Here is a 20,474-nt window from a genome sequence, read left to right as displayed (position 1 = left end):
GGTCTTAGCATTCGTGTCCGAATGTTATCCCGGTCTTATGGGCAGGTTGCCTACGTGTTACTCACCCGTCCGCCGCTAACCTTCTTGAGTAGCAAGCTACTCAAGAAGATCCGCTCGACTTGCATGTATTAGGCACGCCGCCAGCGTTCGTCCTGAGCCAGGATCAAACTCTCCATAAAGGTAAACCTTTTTGAAGAACCTTGAAGGCTCGTTCTGTACTGCTGGTTTGTCTCGCAGAACCGAAGTTCCGCTCGACGATTTATTTCCATTTACGCTCGATGTTCAGTTTTCAAGGAACAAGTTTGTTTCGTTTGTTTGCCCCGCCGTATCAGCGGCAGGAGTTATAGAATAGCATGATAATCAGGGTAACGCAACAGGTAATATTATCCATGTCGTTTTTGCCGCCTGTAGGCTGAGATGAATCCTCTTTAGATCAAGTCCCGGCAGGCTATCGCTTTGGACCAATAGGTTCCCATTTAACTTGTATTAGTGGAATAATAACGGCTCTTACCAAACGGAGAGCCTAGTTCTTGCGTCATTCTCGTCCGTAATATACACAACGTTCTCAAAGCCCTTTTCTAGCGCATTCCGGTACAAATGAGTAAGCATTACGGTATCCTTGCAATAAATAGCGACATAGGAACAATCCACGACTAACACAATTAACTGGCAGCGACTATTCAAGAACTCTTCATAGGTGAGTACATCTTCTATGCTTGCATCTTGCGGATAGGCCTTAAAATTCCCAAATATGATGTAATAACGCTTTGAATTCAGAATCTCGTCGAGGTCCCGTCCCTTCATTCCGTATGTCTCGCCTTGGAACAAAGGTTCCATCTCGCCTCCCTCAACGTCTTGATAGGCTTCTTCTCCTCCAATGTACCAATCGAAACGACTTATATCGAAAGGTTCCAGTACCTCGCCAAGATGGTTGCCCCATTCGTTCGGTATCTCTAACTGGATTCCTCTTCTCATCTGTATTCCCCTTTTGGTTATGAACCATCCGCTAAGCTAATGTTCGGCATCAACCGTTCCCCATAACGAATCCTGCGACAAATTGATGTACTTCAGCCGCTTCATGCCATCGAGAAAATCAGGCTTCCGATCGACCCTATTAATCCCCAGGTCCAAGCTTCTCAGGCGCGTCAGCTTCTGCAACTCAAGCGGCAGCTCTTGGATCGAGGTATATTGAATCGTAAGCCGCTCCAACTGTTCGAGCTCTCCAATCTCTGGAGGGATGCGGTTCAGGCTGATCTCCTCCTTCGGTTTGACCCGAAACCCGGGAGTCGGTCGATCCGAGCTCCCGCATTGGATGGAAAGCTCTCTCAGGCTCTTCAGCTTGGCTATGGATGCAGGTATGCTCTCCAAATCGGCCGTCAAGATTCTCAAGCGTTCAAGCTTGCTTAACTCGAACAGCGCTTCCGGCAGGCGATATAAATCCTGTTCGAAGATTTCCAGCTCGCGCAACTCCGTAAGCTCCCGGATTCTCTCAGGCAGTTCCGTCAGCCCATGTCCGCTAATATAGAGCCAGTCTGTTTTATGCTTAATGGCGTCATCCAGCAGACGATCCAGGTTCCGGTGCGCCTTTAGCTCTAGAAAAACCCCCGTCACTCGATCCATCAGTTCGCTCGCTTCTTCTTCGGTGACTTCCATTCCGTAGATCCGTTCATGCACAACCGAATAAAGGTAATCTCCGCCGCCTGCTCTCAAGAAACACAGGTCTTCTGGCAGCCTGGGATAAGTCCAATCCGACAGGGAGCTTGCCGTTTGCTTCAGCAGCTGCCCGCTTTCTTCGCAGCATCTATATAAATAATAGGTTCCCTCGGCATAAAAGGCATGACTGCGATAAGCTTTCCCCGTTCGGATCACATCATCCTTGCCATGAAGGACAATGGTCTTCATCAAGTAAGGCTCCAACGCTTCCAACACGCTTGCGTAATCGCGGCGACGTCCCCCTTCAGCCGGAATTTTCTCCCCAAGGACGAAACATTCCGAGTTCTGTATCGCCAAATCGATTACCTGTTCGTAGGCTTCGCCTTTAGGGTCTGTATACATTCTCATCTAATAAGTCTCCTCAGCCGAGCTTCTGCTCGTACAGAACATTCCCTTGCTCATCCAGACCGCGAACAGCTTGCCATTCATGGCTTCCATTCTTCTCTTCCCACATAAAGAGGAACATGCGGTCATTCGTAATCGTTTCGCGCATCGGCGTAAGCTTGCCCGTCTCCTTGTCCGTCAGGAGCAATTCCACCGTGGCGATTCGATCGTCGGATACGTATCCGAAGAATCTCCACAGCATGAGCGAATGAGAATCGGAGCTGCCTCCGTAGCTGTAGGAAAGCGCCTTGCTTCGATCGATCTTGACCCCTGCAACGCTACCTCCCGCGAACCAGCCGCCCTTTCTCTTAATTACGGTGTCCGCAGAGAACCAGTCTTTATAGGTCCCGAGGAAAATCACCCGATGCTTGCCGTAGGGAACTTCAACTTTGCGTACGATCGTGGAGGGGCCATAATGAAAGCCGCTCTCCGACAATCGATGCGCTTGCTCCGGAGTGACGCTTCCTGGCATAAAGATGTCTTCGCGTATGACCAGCAAGAGCAGCAGCAGAACGAATATCCATTCGACGATCGCGAATATCCGGTTTCTGTTCATGTCCCCTCACCAGCCTTCGTTAGGGGAATCTCGACATGGCCATATCGATCGTACAGGTCGTAGACGAGCGTTGCGTGATTCGCCGCTTTATCAGGCAGCTCGAAAGAAACGATACCGGTCGATCCCCAAGAGGTGCCGTTTACGCCCGCATCATGGCTGTCTAATGCTTGCCCGTCCGGCATAACGAGCTTCAGGCTCACCGCCGGAAACGACCAGACGTCCTTCTTCTGTTTCGTATGAAAAGTAAAAGCGATCGCGATCTGCTTCGGCGTCACATAGACGGATTCGGCGGTGAATGTATCTTTGTCTATGGGAAAGCTTCTGCCGACCTTTATTGCAGTAACGGTTCCATCCGCCTGAAGCGCTTTGATCGTGTCGTCAAGCCCCCGATCCCTGTCGTCGGTCCATCTCTGGACATAATGCGGAATCAGGATCAGGATGAGAATGACGAGGATCGTTCTTCTGAAAAAGGCGTGCGCGCGTGCCAATCGTTGCATGCGATACCCCCTAATGATCCGCTCCTTGTATATACTCCTTTTATGTGGAAAAGTTGGCGTTTCTCGTTAAATAAAAAAACCGCATCCAGGGGAAGCGGTTCGCTAAGAATCTTATCGGGTAATTATGCTTGACTTGGCTAGTCGTGCTAAAAATCAAAAAATCCCTTGCGCCGCAAGGGATTCCATCATCATTGTTATGGTGCGGTCGAGAGGACTCGAACCTCCACGAGATTGCTCCCGCCAGCCCCTCAAGCTGGTGCGTCTGCCATTCCGCCACGACCGCATGTTATAACTTGGAGAATAAAAATGGTGACCCGTGGGGGAATCGAACCCCCGTTACCTCCGTGAAAGGGAGGTGTCTTAACCGCTTGACCAACGGGCCGCAAACCTATTATTTCAGTGCCTCGAAACCTTGTCCCGTTTCGACGACAAAAATGATTATATCGGAAACATTGGTTAAACGCAAGCCTATTCTTCAAGTTTTTTTGATGTAAAAATATGCTATTCTAAGGGTACGAAAACGAGGTGTCTCCATGTCGAAAATGCTGATTTATCATTCCGATTCCCAGTCCGTCGAAGAGACGCCCATCCGGGTGCCAGGAGAAGGCGAAGCGGCCTGGATTCCCCTGATCGCCGCATCGCCGGAAGAGATCGAACGGGTGCTGTCCGGCCTCTTCCAGTGCCACCCTCTGATCGTCGAGGATTGCATCAAGCTGAACCAGCGCCCGAAGCTGGATTTGTACGACAAGCACATGCTTCTAACTTTTTTCCACGTGAACAAGGATCTGACCACCGTCGAGATCGAGCATGTCATCGGACCGAATTATATCATTACGGTCGCACCCGAGAAGGTGCAGTCGATCCGGGAAGCCGAAGAGGAATTCCGCCGAACGACGAAGCTGATGGAGTATTCGGGCAGCATTCTGTATGCGCTGTTGGATCGCTGCGTGGACGATTACGCGGAAGCGATCGACGAGGTCGACGACAAGCTGGACGAGCATGAACAGGCGATATTCCGCAATCCTCATATCAAGTTCGCCGAAGAATTGTTCCGCCTCAAGCGCCGGCTGCATGGCCTTAGCCGGATCTTCGCGGAGGAGAGACTGTCGCTCGGCCAATTGAGCCATCAGAATTTCCCCTATAGCCGCAAGGAAGCCGACGTTTACTTCGTCGACATCTACGACCATCTGTCCAAGGTGCTCGATTCCATCGAAACGTTCCGCGATTCGATGACGTCCTTGCTGGAGCTGCAGATCAATATGAAGTCGGACCGCATGAACGAGATTATGAAGACGCTCACCATCATCAGTTCGATTTTCCTGCCGCTCACGTTCCTCGTCGGAGTGTACGGGATGAACTTCCGGGTGATGCCCGAGCTGGATTGGCCTTACGGCTATGCCGCCGTGTGGATCGTCATGCTTATCGTGTCCCTCGGGCTGTGGTGGTATTACAAGAAGAAGAAATGGCTCTGATCGTCGTCGCGCAAAATGCAAAAAGGACCTCTCGGCTAACCGAGAAGGTCCTTTATCGTTTTAGAAGTTATGGCGGAGAAGGAGGGATTCGAACCCTCGCACCACTTACGCAGTCTAACCCCTTAGCAGAGGGTCCCCTTGAGCCACTTGGGTACTTCTCCATGGCTCCCCGAACAGGACTCGAACCTGTGACAACTCGATTAACAGTCGAGTGCTCTACCAACTGAGCTATCAGGGAATATGTTTTTCCAAAAGCGACATGTATTAATTTATCATGGCTCCACAGAGAAGTCAAGCCTTTCGGAGCCTGTTTTTTAATGGAAAATTCCGCCCGTTAACAACCCCGTCCTTCGAGTCCGAAAGCCCTTTATTCGGCGCCCTTCTCCTGCGGCGGAGCCTCGATCAGCTTCAGCTTGCCCCGGCATCTCCCGCAGGCGTATTTGCGCGGATCGGCTTTGCGCTTGCGCGGATAAGCCATCCCGCAATCCCGGCAGACCAGCAGGTACTTCACCGGAAGGCTTCTGCGCGCTCCGGGAAGAGTCTTGCAATGCAGGGTCGCTCCGACCTTCTTCAGCAGCACCTTGAAGTCCCGATCCTGATGCCGATACCCTCTGCCCGCCAGATGAAGATGGTAGTGGCACAGCTCGTGCTTGATGATTTTCTCCGTCTCCTCGGCGCCGTAGACCTCAAGCTGCTTCGGGCTGATCTCGATATTATGGCTTCTTAGAAAATAACGCCCGCCCGTCGTGCTCAGCCTTCCGTTAAAGGTCGCGCGATGGCGGAAAGGGATGCCGAACCACGTTAGCGATACCGATTCCACCCATGCCTGCAATTCCTGATCGTCCATCCCGTTCCTCCCAAGGCAATAACGCTTTCGGCAGCCTATCCCGCCCCTTGTCCTACTTGAATTGTAGACAGGGATTGGGCTACACTGTCAAGTAGAAGTTGCTTGAGGGGAGCTATATGCCGCAATGTCGAACAAGGCTTACATTATTCTGCAGAACCGGGACGGCAGCCTCCAATTCGTGGAGATGCCCGCATCGCATGCTTATCAATTGAGCGCACTTAATCTTAGATTGCATAAGGAACTGGACAAGCTGACCGCCGACAACGTGCCGGAGCTGCCGAAGGCCGTCGCGGAATGCGCGGCTCTGGAGCTGCTCGACGAGAACGCTTCTCCGGTCAACGGACTCGCTTACATCAACGAGCTGGAGAAGTCCTTCTCCTCCATTCGCGAATCCTCGTACCCGCTGGTCTCGCTGCTCACGGAGATCCGCGCGCTGCAAGCCCAGCTTGAACAATGGTACGAAGAGGAAGAAGAGCTTTCGATTTAATTCGCCGCTTCCGGCGTCTCCCGCTGTCGGACCTGCACGGTTAGGCGCCCTCTCCCATATGCTAAGGAAACAGCAGACACGGGAGGAGGGCGACGGCAATGCCGCAGTGGCTGTGCAACCAGCTCATGCGGGCGTACCTCAAGAAGGACCGCCGGCAGATCAAGATGCTGAACGATTGCTGGTTCTTTTACCAGCGACAGTCCCCGGCGGGGACGAACGGAACGGTACCGCGTTCCCAGTAAGATTAACAGCTGTCATACGGCTGCCCAGGCAGCATGCGAAGAAAGACCGCCTCACGCTTCAAGCTCTGAGCTTATGCTCGCCTGCTTGAAGGATGGCGGTCTTTTTGGTGAGCGGCAGCGGGGGCGAGCGCGTGCCTTTCATCGCTCTTTCCGGCGTTCCGTTAGTCGATTTTTTCGACTATCTCCGTCTTCTAAGCCCCATTCGGCGCTCCGTTAGTCGATTTAGTCGACTATCCCCGTCCTCAAAGCCCCATTCGGCGCTCTGTTAGTCGATTTATTCGACTATCTCTGTCCTCGCAGCTCCATACGGCGTTCCGTTAGTCGATTTTCTCGACTATCTCCGTTCTCGTAGCCCGCTCCGGCGCTCCATCAGTCGATTTTTTCGACGATCTCCGTCCTATAAGCCCGCGTGCTTACCCCTCGTTGGGCCCCTTCATCGTGAGGCTGACTCTTCCCTTCTTCAGATCGACTCCGATGACCCACACTTTGACCGTGTCGCCGACCGCGACGACCTCCGTTGGATGCTTCACGAATCGGTTGCTCAGCTGCGACACGTGAACGAGTCCGTCGTTCTTGATGCCGATATCGACGAACGCGCCGAAGTCGACCACGTTGCGCACCGTGCCCTGCAGCTCCATTCCGGGCTTCAGGTCCTCGATGTCCAGAACGTCCGTATGGAAGATCGGCTGCGGCAGCTCGTCGCGCGGGTCTCTTCCCGGACGCAACAGGCTGTCTACGATATCCCGCAGGGTCGGTTCTCCGACCTCCAGCTTCGCCGCGGTCTCCGCAATGCCGATCGAGCCAAGCTTATCCTTCAGCTCGGAAGTTCCGATCGTATCGGGCTTCAGCTTCAGCTCCTTGAAGAGACGATCCACCACCTTATAGGATTCGGGGTGAATCGGCGTCTTGTCGAGCGGATTCGCGCCGTCGGTGATCCGCAGGAAGCCGACGCACTGCTCGTACGTCTTGGCGCCGAGGCGCGGCACCTTCTGCAACTGCTTGCGGTCGGAAAACTTGCCGTTCTCCTCGCGCGCCTTCACGATGTTCTTCGCGAGGGTCGCGTTGATTCCCGAGACATAGGAGAGCAGCGACGGGGATGCCGTATTGACGTCGACGCCGACGTGGTTAACCGCCGATTCGACGACGCCGCCAAGACTCTCTTCCAGCCGCTTCTGCGTGACGTCGTGCTGGTATTGCCCGACCCCGATCGCCTTCGGCTCGATCTTGACGAGCTCCGCAAGCGGATCCTGCAGGCGCCTGGCGATGGACACGGCGCTTCTCTCGGCGACGTCGAGATCCGGGAACTCTTCCTGCGCCAGCTTGGACGCCGAGTAGACGCTCGCCCCCGCCTCATTGACGATCAGGTACTGCAGCTTGCGTTCCGGCAGTCCCTTGATGACGCTGACGACGAACTGCTCCGTCTCGCGCGAAGCCGTCCCGTTGCCCACGACGATTAGCGTAACGCCGTACTGGGCGATCAGCCTGCGGAAGGTCGCTTCCGCTTCCGCCTTCTTATTGTGCGGAGGCGTCGGGTAGGTGACCGCAACCTCCAGCAGCTTGCCTGTCTCGTCGACGACGGCGAGCTTGCAGCCGGTCCGGTAGGCCGGGTCGACGCCGAGCACGACGGCGCCCTTGACCGGGGCCTGAAGAAGCAGGTTGCGAAGGTTCTCGGAGAAAATGCCGATGGCATGCTCCTCCGCCTTCTCCGTCAGCTCGCCTCGAAGCTCGCGTTCAATAGACGGCGCAATCAACCGTTTGTATGCGTCTTCTAGGGTCGCCTCAAGAATCTCGGCGGTAACGGACGGTCCGCGAAGGATCCGGCGGCGCAATTCCTCCATCAGCCGATCCGTCTGAAGCTCGATTCCGATGTTCAGGATCTCTTCGCGCTCGCCGCGGTTCATCGCCAGCACGCGGTGAGGAGGAAGACGCTTCAGCGGCTCGGAATACTGGTAGTACATCTCGTACACGGATTCCGCCTTCTCGTCCTTCGCCCGGCTGTGCAGCACGCCGTAATCCCAGGTGTAGCGGCGGACCCGCTTGCGGATGTCGGCGTCGTCCGCGATCGTTTCCGCGACGATATCCATCGCTCCCTGAAGCGCTTCTTCCGCGGTGGCGACGCCCTTCTCATCGCTGATATACCGTGCCGCCTCGGCAAGAGCGTTCCCCTGCCTCGGCTGCGAGCGAAGCCAATCGGCCAGAGGCTCCAGCCCCTTCTCCTTCGCGACGCTGGCGCGAGTCTTGCGCTTCTGCCGATAAGGGCGATACAGGTCTTCGACCTCTTGAAGCTTCACGGACTTGCGGATCGCTTCCTCCAGCTCGGAAGTGAGCTTGCCCTGTTCTTCGATCAGCCGGATCACTTCGCCCTTGCGATCCTCCAGCTGCTTGAGATAGCCTCTGCGCTCTTCGATCGCCCGAAGCTGATTCTCATCCAGCTCTCCGGTCATCTCCTTGCGGTACCGAGCGATGAACGGGATTGTATTCCCCTCGTCGAACAACCCCGCCACCGTTCGAACCTGCCCGGGCTTCAGCCCGAGCTCGGATGCGATCTGGGCAATCATTCTCTCCTCTGCTTGTTTGGCGCTCAATTGCTGCGTAGCTTCACTCATTCCCGTTAACTCTCCTTCGAATGGGCTGCGATAAGTTGAAACGACCGAAGGACGCCCCCTAAGGAAGCGTCCTGCTTATTGGTTTATACCGGTTCCGTCTCCGCATGCGCGGAGCACCGGAGAGCCCCCAGCACGAAGCCGGTGACGTCGGCAATCTTCTCTTCCGTCGTCGGAAGAGGTTCGCTGAGAATCGGATTAAAGAATCCGAAGCTTCTCGGGAAGAGGATTCCTCCCCAGACATAGAGAAACGTATTGTCCAGCGAACGGAAGTGGAAGACTCCCTGTTTCCTGCCTTCCTCCAAGATCTCTTTGGCCATCCGCCATACCGGAACCAGATATTGCTGTACGATCTCGACCCTCGACGTCTCCTGAGCCGACTCCTGCTGAATCAACCGCACCAGTTCGGGGTCGTTCACTTGATAAATGATGACCTTCCGGACGAGCAGCTTGATCGCTTTGACCGGCTCCTTCTTCACGTCTTCTCCTTCGAGAAGAAGGCCTTGCGGGAACGACATATCGAATAAGGCCCGATAAATGTTCTCTTTGCCTCCGAAATAATACGAGACAAGCGCGACATTCGCTCCGGCTTCCTCGCAGATCTGCCTGACGGTCGTTCCGTCGAAGCCTTGCCGAGAGAACAGCTTCTTCGCGGCCAACAAGAGCCGCATCTTCACATCGTGCTCGGCCGTCTCCATCGCTGCCTCCGTTCTCCGCTTGACTTGCCGTCATGCCCAAAGTGTTGTCCTTCCTTATTATGAACGGTGCTCCCGCTCGAAGCAAGAAGATCAACCCCTTAGGCGAACGGGCAACTCAACGAGAAGGACCGCTTGCTCCCGCTGCCGCTTGGACTCCCGCAGGAACGGGCGCATGCTTGCGCTGAGGCTTCAAAGCCGTCGCCAGAACGCCGACAGCGATCGCGACGCCTGCAATCAAAGCCAGCATGCCGAAGGCGCTGCCCGTTCCCGAGCCGCCGAAGAGTACGTTCATAAGCGCCTTAACCGCATAGGTTGCCGGCAGCCCGTTGCCCAGGTCGACATAGAACGCAGGCAGCAGCTCTCTCGGCACCATCGCGCCGGAAGAGACCAATTGCATGGAGAGCATCAGGATGTTGAACAGCATGCCTCCCATTCCGAACAGGATCAAGAACATCTGGCTGACGAACATGAAGGCGAGCAGAACCGCGAACACGGTGCCCCACAGAGCGAAGAAGCCATGCTCCAGCTGTCCGCCAAGCGCCGTTACGAGAGACACGCCCACCAGCGAGACGAAGAATGCCGCCACGACGTTGATCAGAACGCGAGCCCCGTAACGCTGCCAGCGCCCTGCGGACGCGGACACCGCCATGTTCGACTGCTCCAGGTTCATCCCCATGATCATCGCTCCGACGTAAGACGCCAGAACCATCATCATCGGAACCATCTGATTGTTCATGCCTTTGACTTGATTGATCGACTCGGTATTGGAGACGACTCTCTCGGAGAGGGAAGCCGCCATCGCCGATGCCTGGTCGGCCGGCACTTGCGCGGACGCCAGCGCCTGAGCGGTACCTTGCCCGATAACGGCCTTATTCACGGTGGCCGTCACTTGCGACGCGATCGACGTCATCATGGACTTGATCGTCGCCGGGTTCGATTCGTTGACGACATAGTCGATCGAAGCCGTCTTCGCCGAATCAGAGGCTGCCGCCGAGAAATCGGCCGGGATATGGATGATCATCTGCAGATCTCGCTCATCCAATCGCTTCTCCGCTTCTTTATAATCGGTCAGAACGGACGTCTTCACCGGAAGCGAGCTCTGGAGCTGCTCCACGATCTTCGTGCCGAACCCCGTGTCTTCATTGACGATAGCGACCTTCAATTGGTCCATCCGATCGGTCACGCCGTTATAGCCCGTCATCCATACCAAAGAGAAAATCACTTGGAACAAGAAGGCGGTCGCGATCCCGATGACGGTCGTCGGCCGCTTCATAAACAACTTGAACGTCTTCATTTCATCTCTCCATCCTATTTTCTATCTCTCTCGTTTAAACATTCGTTTAAATCGTTTGTTTAATATACATGGGAATCCTTTTCCTGTCAATCCCTTCTTTTTCCCAGAGGTCTCCGCCAGCCTTCATTCTATTGCATTACGGTTAACGGCGAATCATGACAACATTTTGGGCGCAAAAAAAAGAACCGCATCCGCGGCTCTTCCGTTATTCAAAAATCGATGAGACCCACGCTGATTAGCAGCGCGTCATCGACCTTGCGCATCATTTCCTCGTCCAGATGGGTGATCTTATCCGTCAGCCGCTGCTTGTCGATCGTGCGTATCTGCTCCAGCAGAACAACGGAATCGCGATCCAAACCGTGCAGCTTGGAATCGATCTCGACATGCGTAGGGAGCTTGGCTTTCTGAATCTGGGCCGTGATGGCTGCCACGATCACGGTCGGGCTGAAGCGGTTGCCGATATCGTTCTGAATGACCAGAACCGGCCGTACGCCCCCTTGCTCCGAGCCAACTACAGGCGATAGGTCCGCATAGAACACATCCCCGCGTTTGACGATCAAAGGCTACACCCCGCTTACGAGACGCCCGAGTGTGCTTTCGGCATCCTCTTCCGCTTGGAACGCTTCCGATGCCATATTCAGATTGATTTTCGCCATTTCCAAATACCCGCGTTGCATAGAATCGCGAATCATCCGCTTCTTCCGTTCAACGAGATATTGCTTCATCGCTTGTCGAACGATCTCGCTGCGGTTCGTGTTCTCCTTAGCGACGACGAAGTCGACCTCTCGCAGCAGATGATCAGGAAGGCTAATCATAATCCGCTTCGTGTTCTGAATATTGGCCACCGAACAAGCACCTCCAAAGATTTTCCAAACCGCAGCCTAATTGCAAGTATACCGTCCCGCGTGATAAATATACGAGTTCTGTCTAAACATTCGCTGCCGAGCATGCGCATTCCTGCTATTTTCGCTAAAAACAGCCGAACTTCAACCGATAATTAATGGATTCAAGAGCGAAGTCGGATTTCCATTCCTCATGTATACGCGGGGAACGCGCGAGGCAAGCATGCAAGTGACTTCATAGTTGATCGTCCCCAGCTTATCCGCGACTTCATTCGCCGTCAAGACCTTATCTCCCTGCCGCCCGATAAGGACGACTTCTTCCCCCGGCTCAACGGTCGATCCCGACGAACTCTCGACCGCGTCGAGGCTGATCATGCATTGGTCCATGCAGATCGCGCCAAGGACCGGAACGCGCTGTCCGCGCAGGAGCACTTCCGCTTTGCCCGTCAGCATTCGACTGAAACCGTCGGCATAACCGATCGGAATCGTGCCTACTCGCTCCGAACGGGTCGTCACGTAACGGCCGCCGTAGCTGATGCCTTCGCCGGGAGGAACCGTCTTGACGTGCACGATCTTCGTCTTCAAGGAGAGAACCGGCTGCAGCTCGATCTCTTCCTTGCGCACCTCGTCGCTCGGATACAAGCCGTACATGCCGATGCCCAGCCGGAGCATCTGGCCGATCTGTTCGGGAAGATCGATCCCGGCCGCGCTGTTGCCCGCATGAATGATGGAGATGGGAAGACCGCTCCGGCGCACGTATTCCGCTACGCCGCGGAAGCGCTCCGCCTGCATGAGCGAATGAGTCTTATCCGTCTCGTCCGCCTTGGCATAATGCGTGAACATCCCTTCGACGTCTAGCTGAGGAAGCGAGCAGGCCCGATCCAGGAAGCGTTCCGCCTCCGGTCCCGGAAGCACGCCAAGACGCCCCATGCCGGTGTCGATCTTCACATGGGCTTTGAGCTTGGGGCCGTGAGCCGATAATTTCTCGATGGCGTCCAGTTGATCCTGCCGGTACAAGGCCAAAGTAATTCCTTGCTCTCTCGCGATCCCGAACGCCTCCGACGGCGTATACCCCAAGACGAGAATAGGGGCTTCCACTCCTCCTTGGCGAAGCTGCAAGGCTTCGTCCAGGAAGGCTACCCCCAAATAATCGGCTCCGGCGGCAATCGCGCTCTTCGCCGATTCTACCGCGCCGTGTCCATAAGCGTTCGCTTTAACCGAAGCTAGAAGCTTCGTACCGTCTGCTAGTCGGCTTCGAAAGGCTCGAACATTATGCTCCAGAGCGTCAAGATCGATCTCCGCCACGGTCGGTCTGTAATAACTTTCCATAAATCCGCCACCCACTTTTGTTCGCGATTCAGCTCAGCGCCGCTCTCTATCCAAGATGCACTGAATCGACGTCAGCAGCAAGTACCGCAGCACTGCAAATTTCAGTCAGCGCTGGCTTAAGCCGCATAACTAACCCAGCCTATAAACCCAATAAGGTAATGTTAACGGGAGAGTGCTGGACTGTCAACGCAAGCGGGGAAGCCAACCTTTGCCAGTTGTCGCAAGGGAAGCCGGCACGATAACGGCCGGCTTCCTCGGGAGAACGATATTGTTGCTCGTCTTATTTGACCGCGACTTGAGCGGCGAGCGATTGCGCGATTCGGGCCATATCCTCGCGAGGCAGATTGTTCGTCGTCAGGCGATATTCGATGCCGTCGTAGGTCCAAGTCAGCGTCGACGTCTCGTCGCCGGACAGCAATCCCCAGGTGGCGCCCAGATCCAGCATGATGCCCGCATTGGACGAGACCGCCTGATCCTTCGGCTTCGATTCCACGATGGTGAAGTCATACTTGCCGGAATACCGAAGCATAACGCCTTGCGTCTCGGCAAGCTGCAGATCGCGGGTATCCTTCAGTTCGACGCCTTCAGGCAGCGAATCCGGATCCGGTTCGACGTAATTGAATTCGTCGTCCGAGCCTTGAACCGGGGTCGCTCCGCCGTTGTCCGTCGTGCCTCCGGACGTCGGATCCGTCTGTCCGGAGGTCGTTCCGTCCGGTTGGGTTCCGTTCGTCTGAGCCCCGTCCGTGCTGCCGTTGGCCGATCCGGAATTCGATCCTTCCGTAATGCCTTCGACATTGCCGGAGGACGAATCGGAATTCCCCTGATTCGAAGCTCCGTTGCCCGAAGCGCTGGAGGAACCGGCGCCCGGAGCGTTGCCCATGTTGCTCTGCATATCGAACGCCGACTTGTCGAACTTCGCGCCGAACTTGAAGCTGTCGAACTTCACTTCCACCATAAGGTTCGAATTCGAGTCGGTTACCTGAACCTGGCGGGGCGTGTAGTCGGACTTCGCGAGCCAGATCTTCTGCCGCGCGAAGGAGCCGTTCTGGTAGTTGCCCGCCATGACGTTGAACACGTAGGCGTCCTTCTCCGTCGTGAACTGCCTGGAGTTGTCCATGGCGATGCTTTGGAGAAGCGTCTGATACAGGTAGACCTGCCCTTGGTTCTCCGGCCAATCGCTTTGGAAGCGATAGCTTTTGTTCAGCCGAGGCGTGAGGACGAACACCCCGTCGTCGTTGCGAAGCACGATCTGCGTGATGTCGCGCTGCTCGTTCGTAAGAGCGATCCGATAATATTGAGGCTTCTGATACCACACCTCGACCTTGTACTCCAGCGGTTGCTGCCCCGTATGAAGGATCATTTTGCCGCTGCCTTGATAGCTGTCCAGCTTGCCTGCCACCTTGTTCAAATCCTTCACGACCGAATCCGCGTTCTTGTTCCCGCAAGCGGACAGAACCGCTGCGAACAACACGACCATGGACAAGATCCATGGGATCCGACGACGCATGAGATCAACCCCTCTGCACATTGGTTATTCCATGGTTCATGTCTATGAAGGGACTTGGCCGATTATTCGGACTAGATTGACGAGCCTTGGCTTGGACTTTTGATTCGTTCTAGCAAGCCTGATTTCGATTGGCCTTACCATTCACCATTGCCAATAATCAAGTCCCGAACGAACCGCCCGGTACTTGCCTATTCCAATTCCGCTCGCAGCTTCGACCGGCTGTATCTTCCTATGCTCGCAGAGCAGGCTTCCGCCCTCCGCCGCTCGTCCCCGCCCAAGTGAGTAGACTGGTTACCTTCTTCCGCCTTCCGCCGCTCGTTCCCGCCCAAGTGAGTAGTCTGATTACCTTCTTCCGCCTTCCGCCGCACGTTTCCGCCCATGTGAGTAGTCTGGTTACCTTCTTCCGCCTTCCGCCGCTCGTCCCCGCTCAAGTGAGTAGACTGGTTACCTTCTTCCGCCTTCCGCCGCTCGTTCCCGCCCAAGTGAGTAGTCTGATTACCTTCTTCCGCCTTCCGCCGCTCGTCCCCGCCCAAGTGAGTAGTCTCGTTACCTTCTTCCGCCTTCCGCCGCACGTCCCCGCTCAAGTGAGTAGTCCGGTTACCTTCCCCCTAGCGCAATCCCAGGTCTCTGCTATAATCTAATCACAACATCCCCTGGGAAAATATTGGGAGGCTTCTCTATGCCCGTCCGAATTCTGATCGCCGACGACAATTCCTTCATCCGGGAAGGGATGAAGATCATCCTATCCAGCTACAGCGACTTCGAGGTCGTGGCCACGGTGGAGAACGGCGCCGAGGCGGTGGAATACTGTCTCGCCCATGAGGTGGACATCGCCCTCCTCGACATCCGCATGCCGGTCATGAACGGCGTGGAAGCGACCCGCTCCATCGCGGAGAAGACGAAGACGAAGCCGTTCATCCTGACCACCTTCGACGACGATGAATATATTCTTGACGCGATTCAGGCAGGAGCGCGCGGCTACCTGCTCAAGAACAACGAGCCCGACCGCATCCGCGACGCGATCCGCAGCGTGGTCGCGGAGCATCGGGTGTTTCAAGACGTCGTGCTCGACAAGCTGAAGACGACGCTGACGCAGTCTCCGGGTGCGGCCCCCTCGACTGCGGAGAAACCGGCATCGTCTTCCATTCCGGCGGAAGAGACGGCGTCGCCGGCTTCCGTCAAAGCCGATTCCGATAGCAAGATCGACCGAAGCCTGTTCACCGAGCGGGAGTTGGAGGTCATGGCCCTGATCGCCAGAGGGCTGTCCAACAAAGAGATCTCGAAGAAGCTTTATATCTCGGAAGGAACGGTCGCCAATTACATCACGTCGGTCCTGAACAAGACGGCGCTGGAGCACCGAACCCAGATCGCGATCTACTATCTGACCGGATCCCTGAGATCCGAGGACGAATAGGAGGAGCGCGACGCATGGAATATTGGTTGATCGGCAACAAAGGAGCGCTGCTCTTCTACGTCATCGCCGCCACTTATTTTCTGTCCGGAGAGGGAGGTTCCCATGAGCTGCTGGCTTTCCTCCTCTACATATGCTTGAACGTGGCTATCCCTCTTTTCAAACATCGCACGGCGAAGCTGTCCCTTCTGGCGTTATCCTCCGCGTTGATCGTGGCGTGCGCCGACCGATTGTCGCCCGACTTCCTTCTGCTGCTTCCCGTTCACCTGTTCGATCTCATGGAGGTTCTGGACCGCAAGCCTCGCGGAGGAGTCATACTTCTCGTCCTTGTTCCGATTCCGTTCCTGCCGCACTCCTTTATGCCGATTTACATCCTCTCGACTTTCCTTAGCGTTCTGCTGTACGTCGGCTTGCGCTTTCAATTGGACAGGCTGCGCCGATTGGATCAATCCCATGAGAAAATCAGGCGGGAGCTCGATAAGCTGTCGCGGACGCTGGGCGAGAACGAGGCTTATCTACGTCAGTCCGAATACACCATCAAGCTGGAGGAACGTAACCGGCTTTCCCAACGGATCCATGACGAGATCGGGCACTCGATGGCCGGGGCCCTTATCCAGATGGAAGCTTCGCGCAGGCTGTTCGATACCGACCGGGACAAGGCGGCCGAGCTGCTCGGCAATGCGATCTCCATCTCCAAGGAAGGATTGGAGAGAATCCGCCGCGCCCTTAAGGACATCAAGCCGAAGTCCGAGGAGCTGGGCATTCACCGGCTTCGTTTGTACTTGGACGAGCTGTCCGCCAAGCACAACGATACGTTCTCGTTCGCCCTGACCCATGAAGGGGACTTGGACACGGTCACGCCTATTCAATGGAAGATCATTCAGGAGAATATGGTGGAAGGCATCACCAATGCCATGAAATATTCGCAAGCGACCGCCATCGCGGTCGAACTAAACGTTCTGAACCGGTTCGTGAAGTTCGTCGTCTCCGATAACGGAATCGGCACGGACAAAGTCATCAAGGGACTCGGGATCGTCGGCATGGAAGAGCGCGCCGCCTCGGTCGGGGGAACGGTCGTCGTCGACGGGACGAAGGGGTTCCGCGTGACGACCCTCTTGCCGGTTAACGGGAAGGCATGAGGTTCCTCCTGCTCGCCATATGAAATTCCTCATGCTCAAAGGGTGAACTTATGCACTAACATAAGATCACCCTTTTTTTTACAATGAAATCAATCGATCGGATAACCAAGAGGAGTGAATCCAAGTGAACGTACTGAGCATTCGCAACGTGACCAAGACTTTCGGAGACTTCGCAGCCGTGGACAATATGAATTTAAGCGTACGGGAGGGAGAAATCTTCGGCTTCCTCGGAGCGAACGGAGCCGGCAAGAGCACGACGATCCATATGGTCTCTTCCTTGCTTAAGGCGACCAGAGGAGACATCGAGGTGCTCGGCAAGAACATCGCCAAGCATCCGAAGTTCGCGAAGTCGAATATCGGCATCGTGCCGCAGGACATCGCGATATACGAACAATTGACCGCCTATGAGAATGTGGAATTTTTCGCCGGATTGTATGGACTTCGGGGTTCGCGGCTGAAGGAGAGAACGGAGGAAGCGCTGGAATTCGTCGGTCTCGGCGACAAGGCGAAGAGCCTGCCGAAGAGCTTCTCGGGCGGGATGAAGCGGAGGCTGAACATCGCCTGCGCGATCGCTCACCGTCCCAAGCTCATCATCATGGATGAACCGACCGTCGGCATCGATCCGCATTCCCGCAACTATATCCTTCAATCCGTGCTGAAGCTCAATCAGATGGGCTGCACGATAATCTACACGAGCCACTACATGGAAGAAGTCGAAGAGATCTGCACGCGGATCGCCATCGTCGATCACGGCAAGGTGATCGCGGAAGGAACGAAGGAGCAGCTCAAGTCGATCGTTACGGATACGAAGGAAATCTGGATCGGCGTCCGTTCGGAGAGAAATATCGATGTCGAGCTTCTCCAGAAGGTTCCCGGCGTGATCTCCGCGAGAATCGAGGAAGGCCTGATCAAGCTTCAGTCGAAGGCGGAGGTCACCAACCTGAACGAGATCATCCAATTGCTTATACAAGCAAACGCAGACATCCGCTCCGTGGAAGAACAGGCCCCGAACCTGGAATCGGTGTTCCTGACGCTTACCGGTCGGAACCTGAGGGACTAGGAGGAGGAGAAGGAGATGAACATTCTTCGCATTGCCAGGAAGGAAATCATCCAAAGCCTGAGGGAGACGCGCACGTTCATATTCATGCTGGCCTTCCCCATCGTCCTGATGCTCATCCTCGGAACGGCGTTGTCGAACACGTTTACGACCAGTTTGGTCTTCGAAGATCTCAAGCTTGCTTATAAGATCGAGAACGCGGATGCTCCGGTAAGCGGCTATTGGACCGAGTTCGCCCGTTCGCTCGAGCAGAACGGGGTTGCCTTAAGCCTGCTGTCGGCGAATGAGGACGGCAAGGAAAAGGTGAAAGACGGAGAATATGCCGCATACGCGGAGATCAAGCCCGACGGAGTCGAGTTCTTCGGAAGCACCAAGCAGACGGTCGAGAGCGACATTCTGCAGGGCTTGGTGGCTTCGTTCGCGAATCGCTATTCGCTCGCCGCTGCCGCCTCTAGAACGGAACCCGAATCCTTAGCCCCGCTGCTCGCGAAAGCCGGAAGCGGAGATTACGTCAATGAGACCTCCCTGCAAGCGGATCGAGCTCCGGGCTCGATGGACTACTATGCCATGGCCATGTCGACGATGATCGCGTTCTACGCCTGCATGTCGGCCAGCATGCTGATTCGCGGCGAGAGGCTTCGCAATACGGCTCTTCGCCTGTCGGCCGCTCCGATCTCCAAGGGAGAGCTGTTCGCCGGCAAGGTCGTCGGCAGCACGGTCGTCAACTTTATCTTCGTCGTAGCCGTCGTCGCCTTCAGCAAGTGGGTATTCGGAGCCGATTGGGGCGACCATTACGGCGCTATCCTGATCGTGCTCTTCACCGAAGTCCTTCTCGCGGTCAGCGTGGGAATCGGCGCCAGCTATCTCTTCAAGGGCGAAGGCGCCTCCGCCGCCGTCATGACGTTCACCCAGATCGCCTCCTTCGTCGGCGGCGCCTACTTCCCGATCGGCGACATCAAGGGGGCGATCGGAGCTTTAGCGAACCTCTCCCCGCTCCGTTGGGCGAACGAGGCGCTGACGAAGATTATCTATTCGAACGACGTTCAAGCTCTCTGGCCGGCCGTGCTGCTTAACGTGCTGTTCGCCATCGTGTTCCTGACCCTCTCTATCCTGTTCATGCGCCGAAAGGAGGCCCTCTAACATGTGGAAAGACTTGTTATGGCTCATTCGCAAAAACTTGAATCTGATCCTGCGCAACAAGAACAGCTGGATCCTTCACCTCGCGCTTCCTCTGGCGGGAGTCCTGCTCTCCATGCTGATTTACGGCAGCTCGAACAGCGGGACGCTTCATATCGGCATCGCCAATCAAGACTCCAACGCCCCCCTGGCCGCCGATACGGTTCGTTACATCGAGCAGCTTCAGAAGGTCAAAATAAGCTTGCTGGACGAGAGCAAGATGCGAGACGGGATTCAGGACGGCTCCATCGACAGCGGCATCATCCTGAGCGAAGGGTTCTCCGGTAAACTTCAAAGCGGTCAGTCGCCGACTGTCGATATCCTGTCCGTCAAAGGCGCGCAAGTGACGGCCTACGTTAGCGCTATGCTCAATAACTACCTGAGCAACGTTGCCGCAATCGCCCAAGTGACCAATGGAGACGCAAGCCGATTCGATCGGCTCTATGGCGACTTCGTCTCCCATCCTTATTCGGTAAGCGCAGGAACCGTCAAAGATGCCTCCGGCAAGAAGGACGTTACGTACCAATCGATCGGATTCCTCCTGCTGTTCATGCTGACCTCCTCGTATTCCTTGACGGAGCTTATGCAGAAGGAACGCCAGGATCGCACCTTCCTCCGGATGATGGCTTCTCCGGTGTCCTCCCGGACGTACGTGTTCTCCAACGTAGTCGTCAACGCCATCGTCTTGATCATTCAGATCGCCATCACGCTGGTGTTCATGAAATACTTGCTCGGCATCGATTCGGGCGTGCCTTTCGGGGAGCTGGCCTTCATCTTGTTCCTCTTCGCCTTGGCGGCGATCGGACTTAGCCTGCTGATCATCTCTTTCTCCAATAGCAACGGAAGCTCGGCGGCGCTGTCGAACCTCATCATCACGCCGACCTGCCTGCTCTCGGGCTGCTTCTTCCCGATGGACATCATGCCGGAAACGGTTCGTAAGATCTCGACCTTCCTGCCTCAGCACTGGCTGCTCGATTCCCTCAATAAGCTGCAGAGCGGAGATGGCGGTTCCCGCTTCGCGCTGAACCTGACGATCCTGATCGCTTTCGCTGCCGCCTTCGCCTTAATCGCAGCCTTCCGGCTTAGCCGCAAGGACAGCACCCAGCAGTTCGTCTAAACGACAGCGGCCCCGGGCCGCATCCATGGATTCATAAACGGATGCTTTCATTCGAGGCAGATATTCGTTCCTTCGGGAATGAGTATCTGTCTTCGTCTAGGCG

At 55.6% G+C, this 20,474-nt stretch carries 21 protein-coding genes, 4 tRNA genes and 1 rRNA gene; 8 read left to right on the top strand and 18 right to left on the bottom strand.

Features of this window, described 5'->3' with window-relative positions; genetic code table 11:
* The 7 genes from ELR57_RS20920 to ELR57_RS20890 form a co-directional block, all read right to left on the bottom strand.
* Positions 1–179, bottom strand: a 16S ribosomal RNA gene (locus tag ELR57_RS20920); the annotation flags it as partial.
* Positions 180–507: 328 nt separating this feature from the next.
* Positions 508–975: a DUF2691 family protein gene (locus ELR57_RS20915; RefSeq protein ID WP_126961034.1), complete on the bottom strand. Its 468-nt coding sequence runs from the start codon at positions 973–975 to the stop codon at positions 508–510.
* 36 nt (positions 976–1,011) lie between these two features.
* Complete coding sequence (locus tag ELR57_RS20910; RefSeq protein ID WP_126961033.1) at positions 1,012–2,061, bottom strand: leucine-rich repeat domain-containing protein; 1,050 nt, start codon at positions 2,059–2,061, stop codon at positions 1,012–1,014.
* Positions 2,062–2,074: 13 nt separating this feature from the next.
* A complete protein-coding gene (locus tag ELR57_RS20905) occupies positions 2,075–2,653 on the bottom strand; it encodes a hypothetical protein (protein WP_126961032.1) in 579 nt (192 codons plus the stop codon).
* Positions 2,650–3,150, bottom strand: coding sequence for a hypothetical protein (locus ELR57_RS20900; protein ID WP_126961031.1), 501 nt, complete (start codon positions 3,148–3,150; stop codon positions 2,650–2,652). Before ELR57_RS20900 ends, ELR57_RS20905 begins: the two co-directional genes overlap by 4 nt.
* 197 nt (positions 3,151–3,347) lie before the next feature.
* Positions 3,348–3,433 (bottom strand) — tRNA-Leu (locus ELR57_RS20895).
* A 24-nt stretch (positions 3,434–3,457) separates the two neighbouring features.
* Positions 3,458–3,532 (bottom strand) — tRNA-Glu (locus tag ELR57_RS20890).
* Positions 3,533–3,683: 151 nt separating this feature from the next.
* Here ELR57_RS20890 and corA point away from each other — a divergent pair.
* Positions 3,684–4,622, top strand: a complete 939-nt coding sequence (gene corA / locus ELR57_RS20885; protein WP_126961030.1) for a magnesium/cobalt transporter CorA — start codon at positions 3,684–3,686, stop codon at positions 4,620–4,622.
* A 70-nt stretch (positions 4,623–4,692) separates the two neighbouring features.
* Here corA and ELR57_RS20880 read toward each other — a convergent pair.
* The 3 genes from ELR57_RS20880 to ELR57_RS20870 all read right to left on the bottom strand — a co-directional run bounded on the left by ELR57_RS20880 (position 4,693) and on the right by ELR57_RS20870 (position 5,469).
* A tRNA-Ser gene (locus ELR57_RS20880) sits at positions 4,693–4,783 on the bottom strand.
* 1 nt (position 4,784) lies between these two features.
* Positions 4,785–4,860: transfer RNA gene (locus ELR57_RS20875), tRNA-Asn, on the bottom strand.
* A gap of 129 nt (positions 4,861–4,989) precedes the next feature.
* On the bottom strand, positions 4,990–5,469 hold the full coding sequence (locus ELR57_RS20870; protein WP_126961029.1) for a SprT family protein: 480 nt from the start codon (positions 5,467–5,469) through the stop codon (positions 4,990–4,992).
* Between the two features lie 124 nt (positions 5,470–5,593).
* Between ELR57_RS20870 and ELR57_RS20865 the strand changes: the two genes are divergently transcribed.
* Together ELR57_RS20865 and cmpA are read left to right on the top strand one after the other, a co-directional pair.
* On the top strand, positions 5,594–5,956 hold the full coding sequence (locus ELR57_RS20865) for a hydrolase/acyltransferase (RefSeq protein ID WP_126961028.1): 363 nt from the start codon (positions 5,594–5,596) through the stop codon (positions 5,954–5,956).
* A gap of 98 nt (positions 5,957–6,054) precedes the next feature.
* Positions 6,055–6,198 (top strand): cortex morphogenetic protein CmpA, encoded by a 144-nt coding sequence (gene cmpA / locus ELR57_RS20860; protein ID WP_126961027.1) that lies wholly within the window; start codon positions 6,055–6,057, stop codon positions 6,196–6,198.
* A gap of 413 nt (positions 6,199–6,611) precedes the next feature.
* Here cmpA and ELR57_RS20855 read toward each other — a convergent pair whose 3' ends face one another.
* The 8 genes from ELR57_RS20855 to ELR57_RS27930 all read right to left on the bottom strand — a co-directional run bounded on the left by ELR57_RS20855 (position 6,612) and on the right by ELR57_RS27930 (position 15,055).
* A complete protein-coding gene (locus ELR57_RS20855) occupies positions 6,612–8,804 on the bottom strand; it encodes a Tex family protein (protein ID WP_126961026.1) in 2,193 nt (730 codons plus the stop codon).
* Between the two features lie 83 nt (positions 8,805–8,887).
* Positions 8,888–9,499 carry a TetR family transcriptional regulator gene (locus ELR57_RS20850; RefSeq protein WP_126961025.1) on the bottom strand — a complete coding sequence of 204 codons (612 nt, stop codon included), beginning with the start codon at positions 9,497–9,499 and terminating at the stop codon, positions 8,888–8,890.
* 115 nt (positions 9,500–9,614) lie between these two features.
* Positions 9,615–10,793 (bottom strand): YhgE/Pip domain-containing protein, encoded by a 1,179-nt coding sequence (locus tag ELR57_RS20845; RefSeq protein ID WP_126961024.1) that lies wholly within the window; start codon positions 10,791–10,793, stop codon positions 9,615–9,617.
* Between the two features lie 209 nt (positions 10,794–11,002).
* Positions 11,003–11,353 carry a type II toxin-antitoxin system PemK/MazF family toxin gene (locus ELR57_RS20840; protein ID WP_126961023.1) on the bottom strand — a complete coding sequence of 117 codons (351 nt, stop codon included), beginning with the start codon at positions 11,351–11,353 and terminating at the stop codon, positions 11,003–11,005.
* Between the two features lie 3 nt (positions 11,354–11,356).
* The gene (locus ELR57_RS20835; RefSeq protein ID WP_126961022.1) at positions 11,357–11,638 is read right to left on the bottom strand and encodes a CopG family ribbon-helix-helix protein; all 282 of its coding nucleotides are present in this window, start codon (positions 11,636–11,638) and stop codon (positions 11,357–11,359) included.
* A 141-nt stretch (positions 11,639–11,779) separates the two neighbouring features.
* Positions 11,780–12,964, bottom strand: coding sequence for an alanine racemase (gene alr, locus ELR57_RS20830; RefSeq protein WP_126961021.1), 1,185 nt, complete (start codon positions 12,962–12,964; stop codon positions 11,780–11,782).
* 280 nt (positions 12,965–13,244) lie between these two features.
* Complete coding sequence (locus ELR57_RS20825) at positions 13,245–14,471, bottom strand: LolA family protein (protein ID WP_126961020.1); 1,227 nt, start codon at positions 14,469–14,471, stop codon at positions 13,245–13,247.
* A 188-nt stretch (positions 14,472–14,659) separates the two neighbouring features.
* Positions 14,660–15,055, bottom strand: coding sequence for a hypothetical protein (locus tag ELR57_RS27930; protein ID WP_158630114.1), 396 nt, complete (start codon positions 15,053–15,055; stop codon positions 14,660–14,662).
* 95 nt (positions 15,056–15,150) lie between these two features.
* Between ELR57_RS27930 and ELR57_RS20815 the strand changes: the two genes are divergently transcribed.
* The 5 genes from ELR57_RS20815 (at position 15,151) to ELR57_RS20795 (ending at position 20,371) form a co-directional block, all read left to right on the top strand.
* Positions 15,151–15,885, top strand: coding sequence for a response regulator transcription factor (locus tag ELR57_RS20815; protein WP_126961019.1), 735 nt, complete (start codon positions 15,151–15,153; stop codon positions 15,883–15,885).
* A gap of 14 nt (positions 15,886–15,899) precedes the next feature.
* Positions 15,900–17,021, top strand: coding sequence for a sensor histidine kinase (locus ELR57_RS20810; protein WP_126961018.1), 1,122 nt, complete (start codon positions 15,900–15,902; stop codon positions 17,019–17,021).
* A 124-nt stretch (positions 17,022–17,145) separates the two neighbouring features.
* Positions 17,146–18,081 carry an ABC transporter ATP-binding protein gene (locus tag ELR57_RS20805; RefSeq protein WP_126961017.1) on the top strand — a complete coding sequence of 312 codons (936 nt, stop codon included), beginning with the start codon at positions 17,146–17,148 and terminating at the stop codon, positions 18,079–18,081.
* Between the two features lie 15 nt (positions 18,082–18,096).
* On the top strand, positions 18,097–19,218 hold the full coding sequence (locus ELR57_RS20800) for an ABC transporter permease (RefSeq protein ID WP_126961016.1): 1,122 nt from the start codon (positions 18,097–18,099) through the stop codon (positions 19,216–19,218).
* Position 19,219: 1 nt separating this feature from the next.
* The gene (locus tag ELR57_RS20795; protein ID WP_126961015.1) at positions 19,220–20,371 is read left to right on the top strand and encodes an ABC transporter permease; all 1,152 of its coding nucleotides are present in this window, start codon (positions 19,220–19,222) and stop codon (positions 20,369–20,371) included.
* The last annotated feature ends 103 nt before the right edge of the window (positions 20,372–20,474 follow it).

It is taken from the genome of Cohnella sp. AR92, from assembly GCF_003990975.1.
Taxonomy (GTDB): Bacteria; Bacillota; Bacilli; order Paenibacillales; family Paenibacillaceae; genus Cohnella.
The sequence above is the reverse complement of the archived record's forward strand: the minus strand, read 5'-3'. Positions and strand labels throughout refer to the sequence as shown.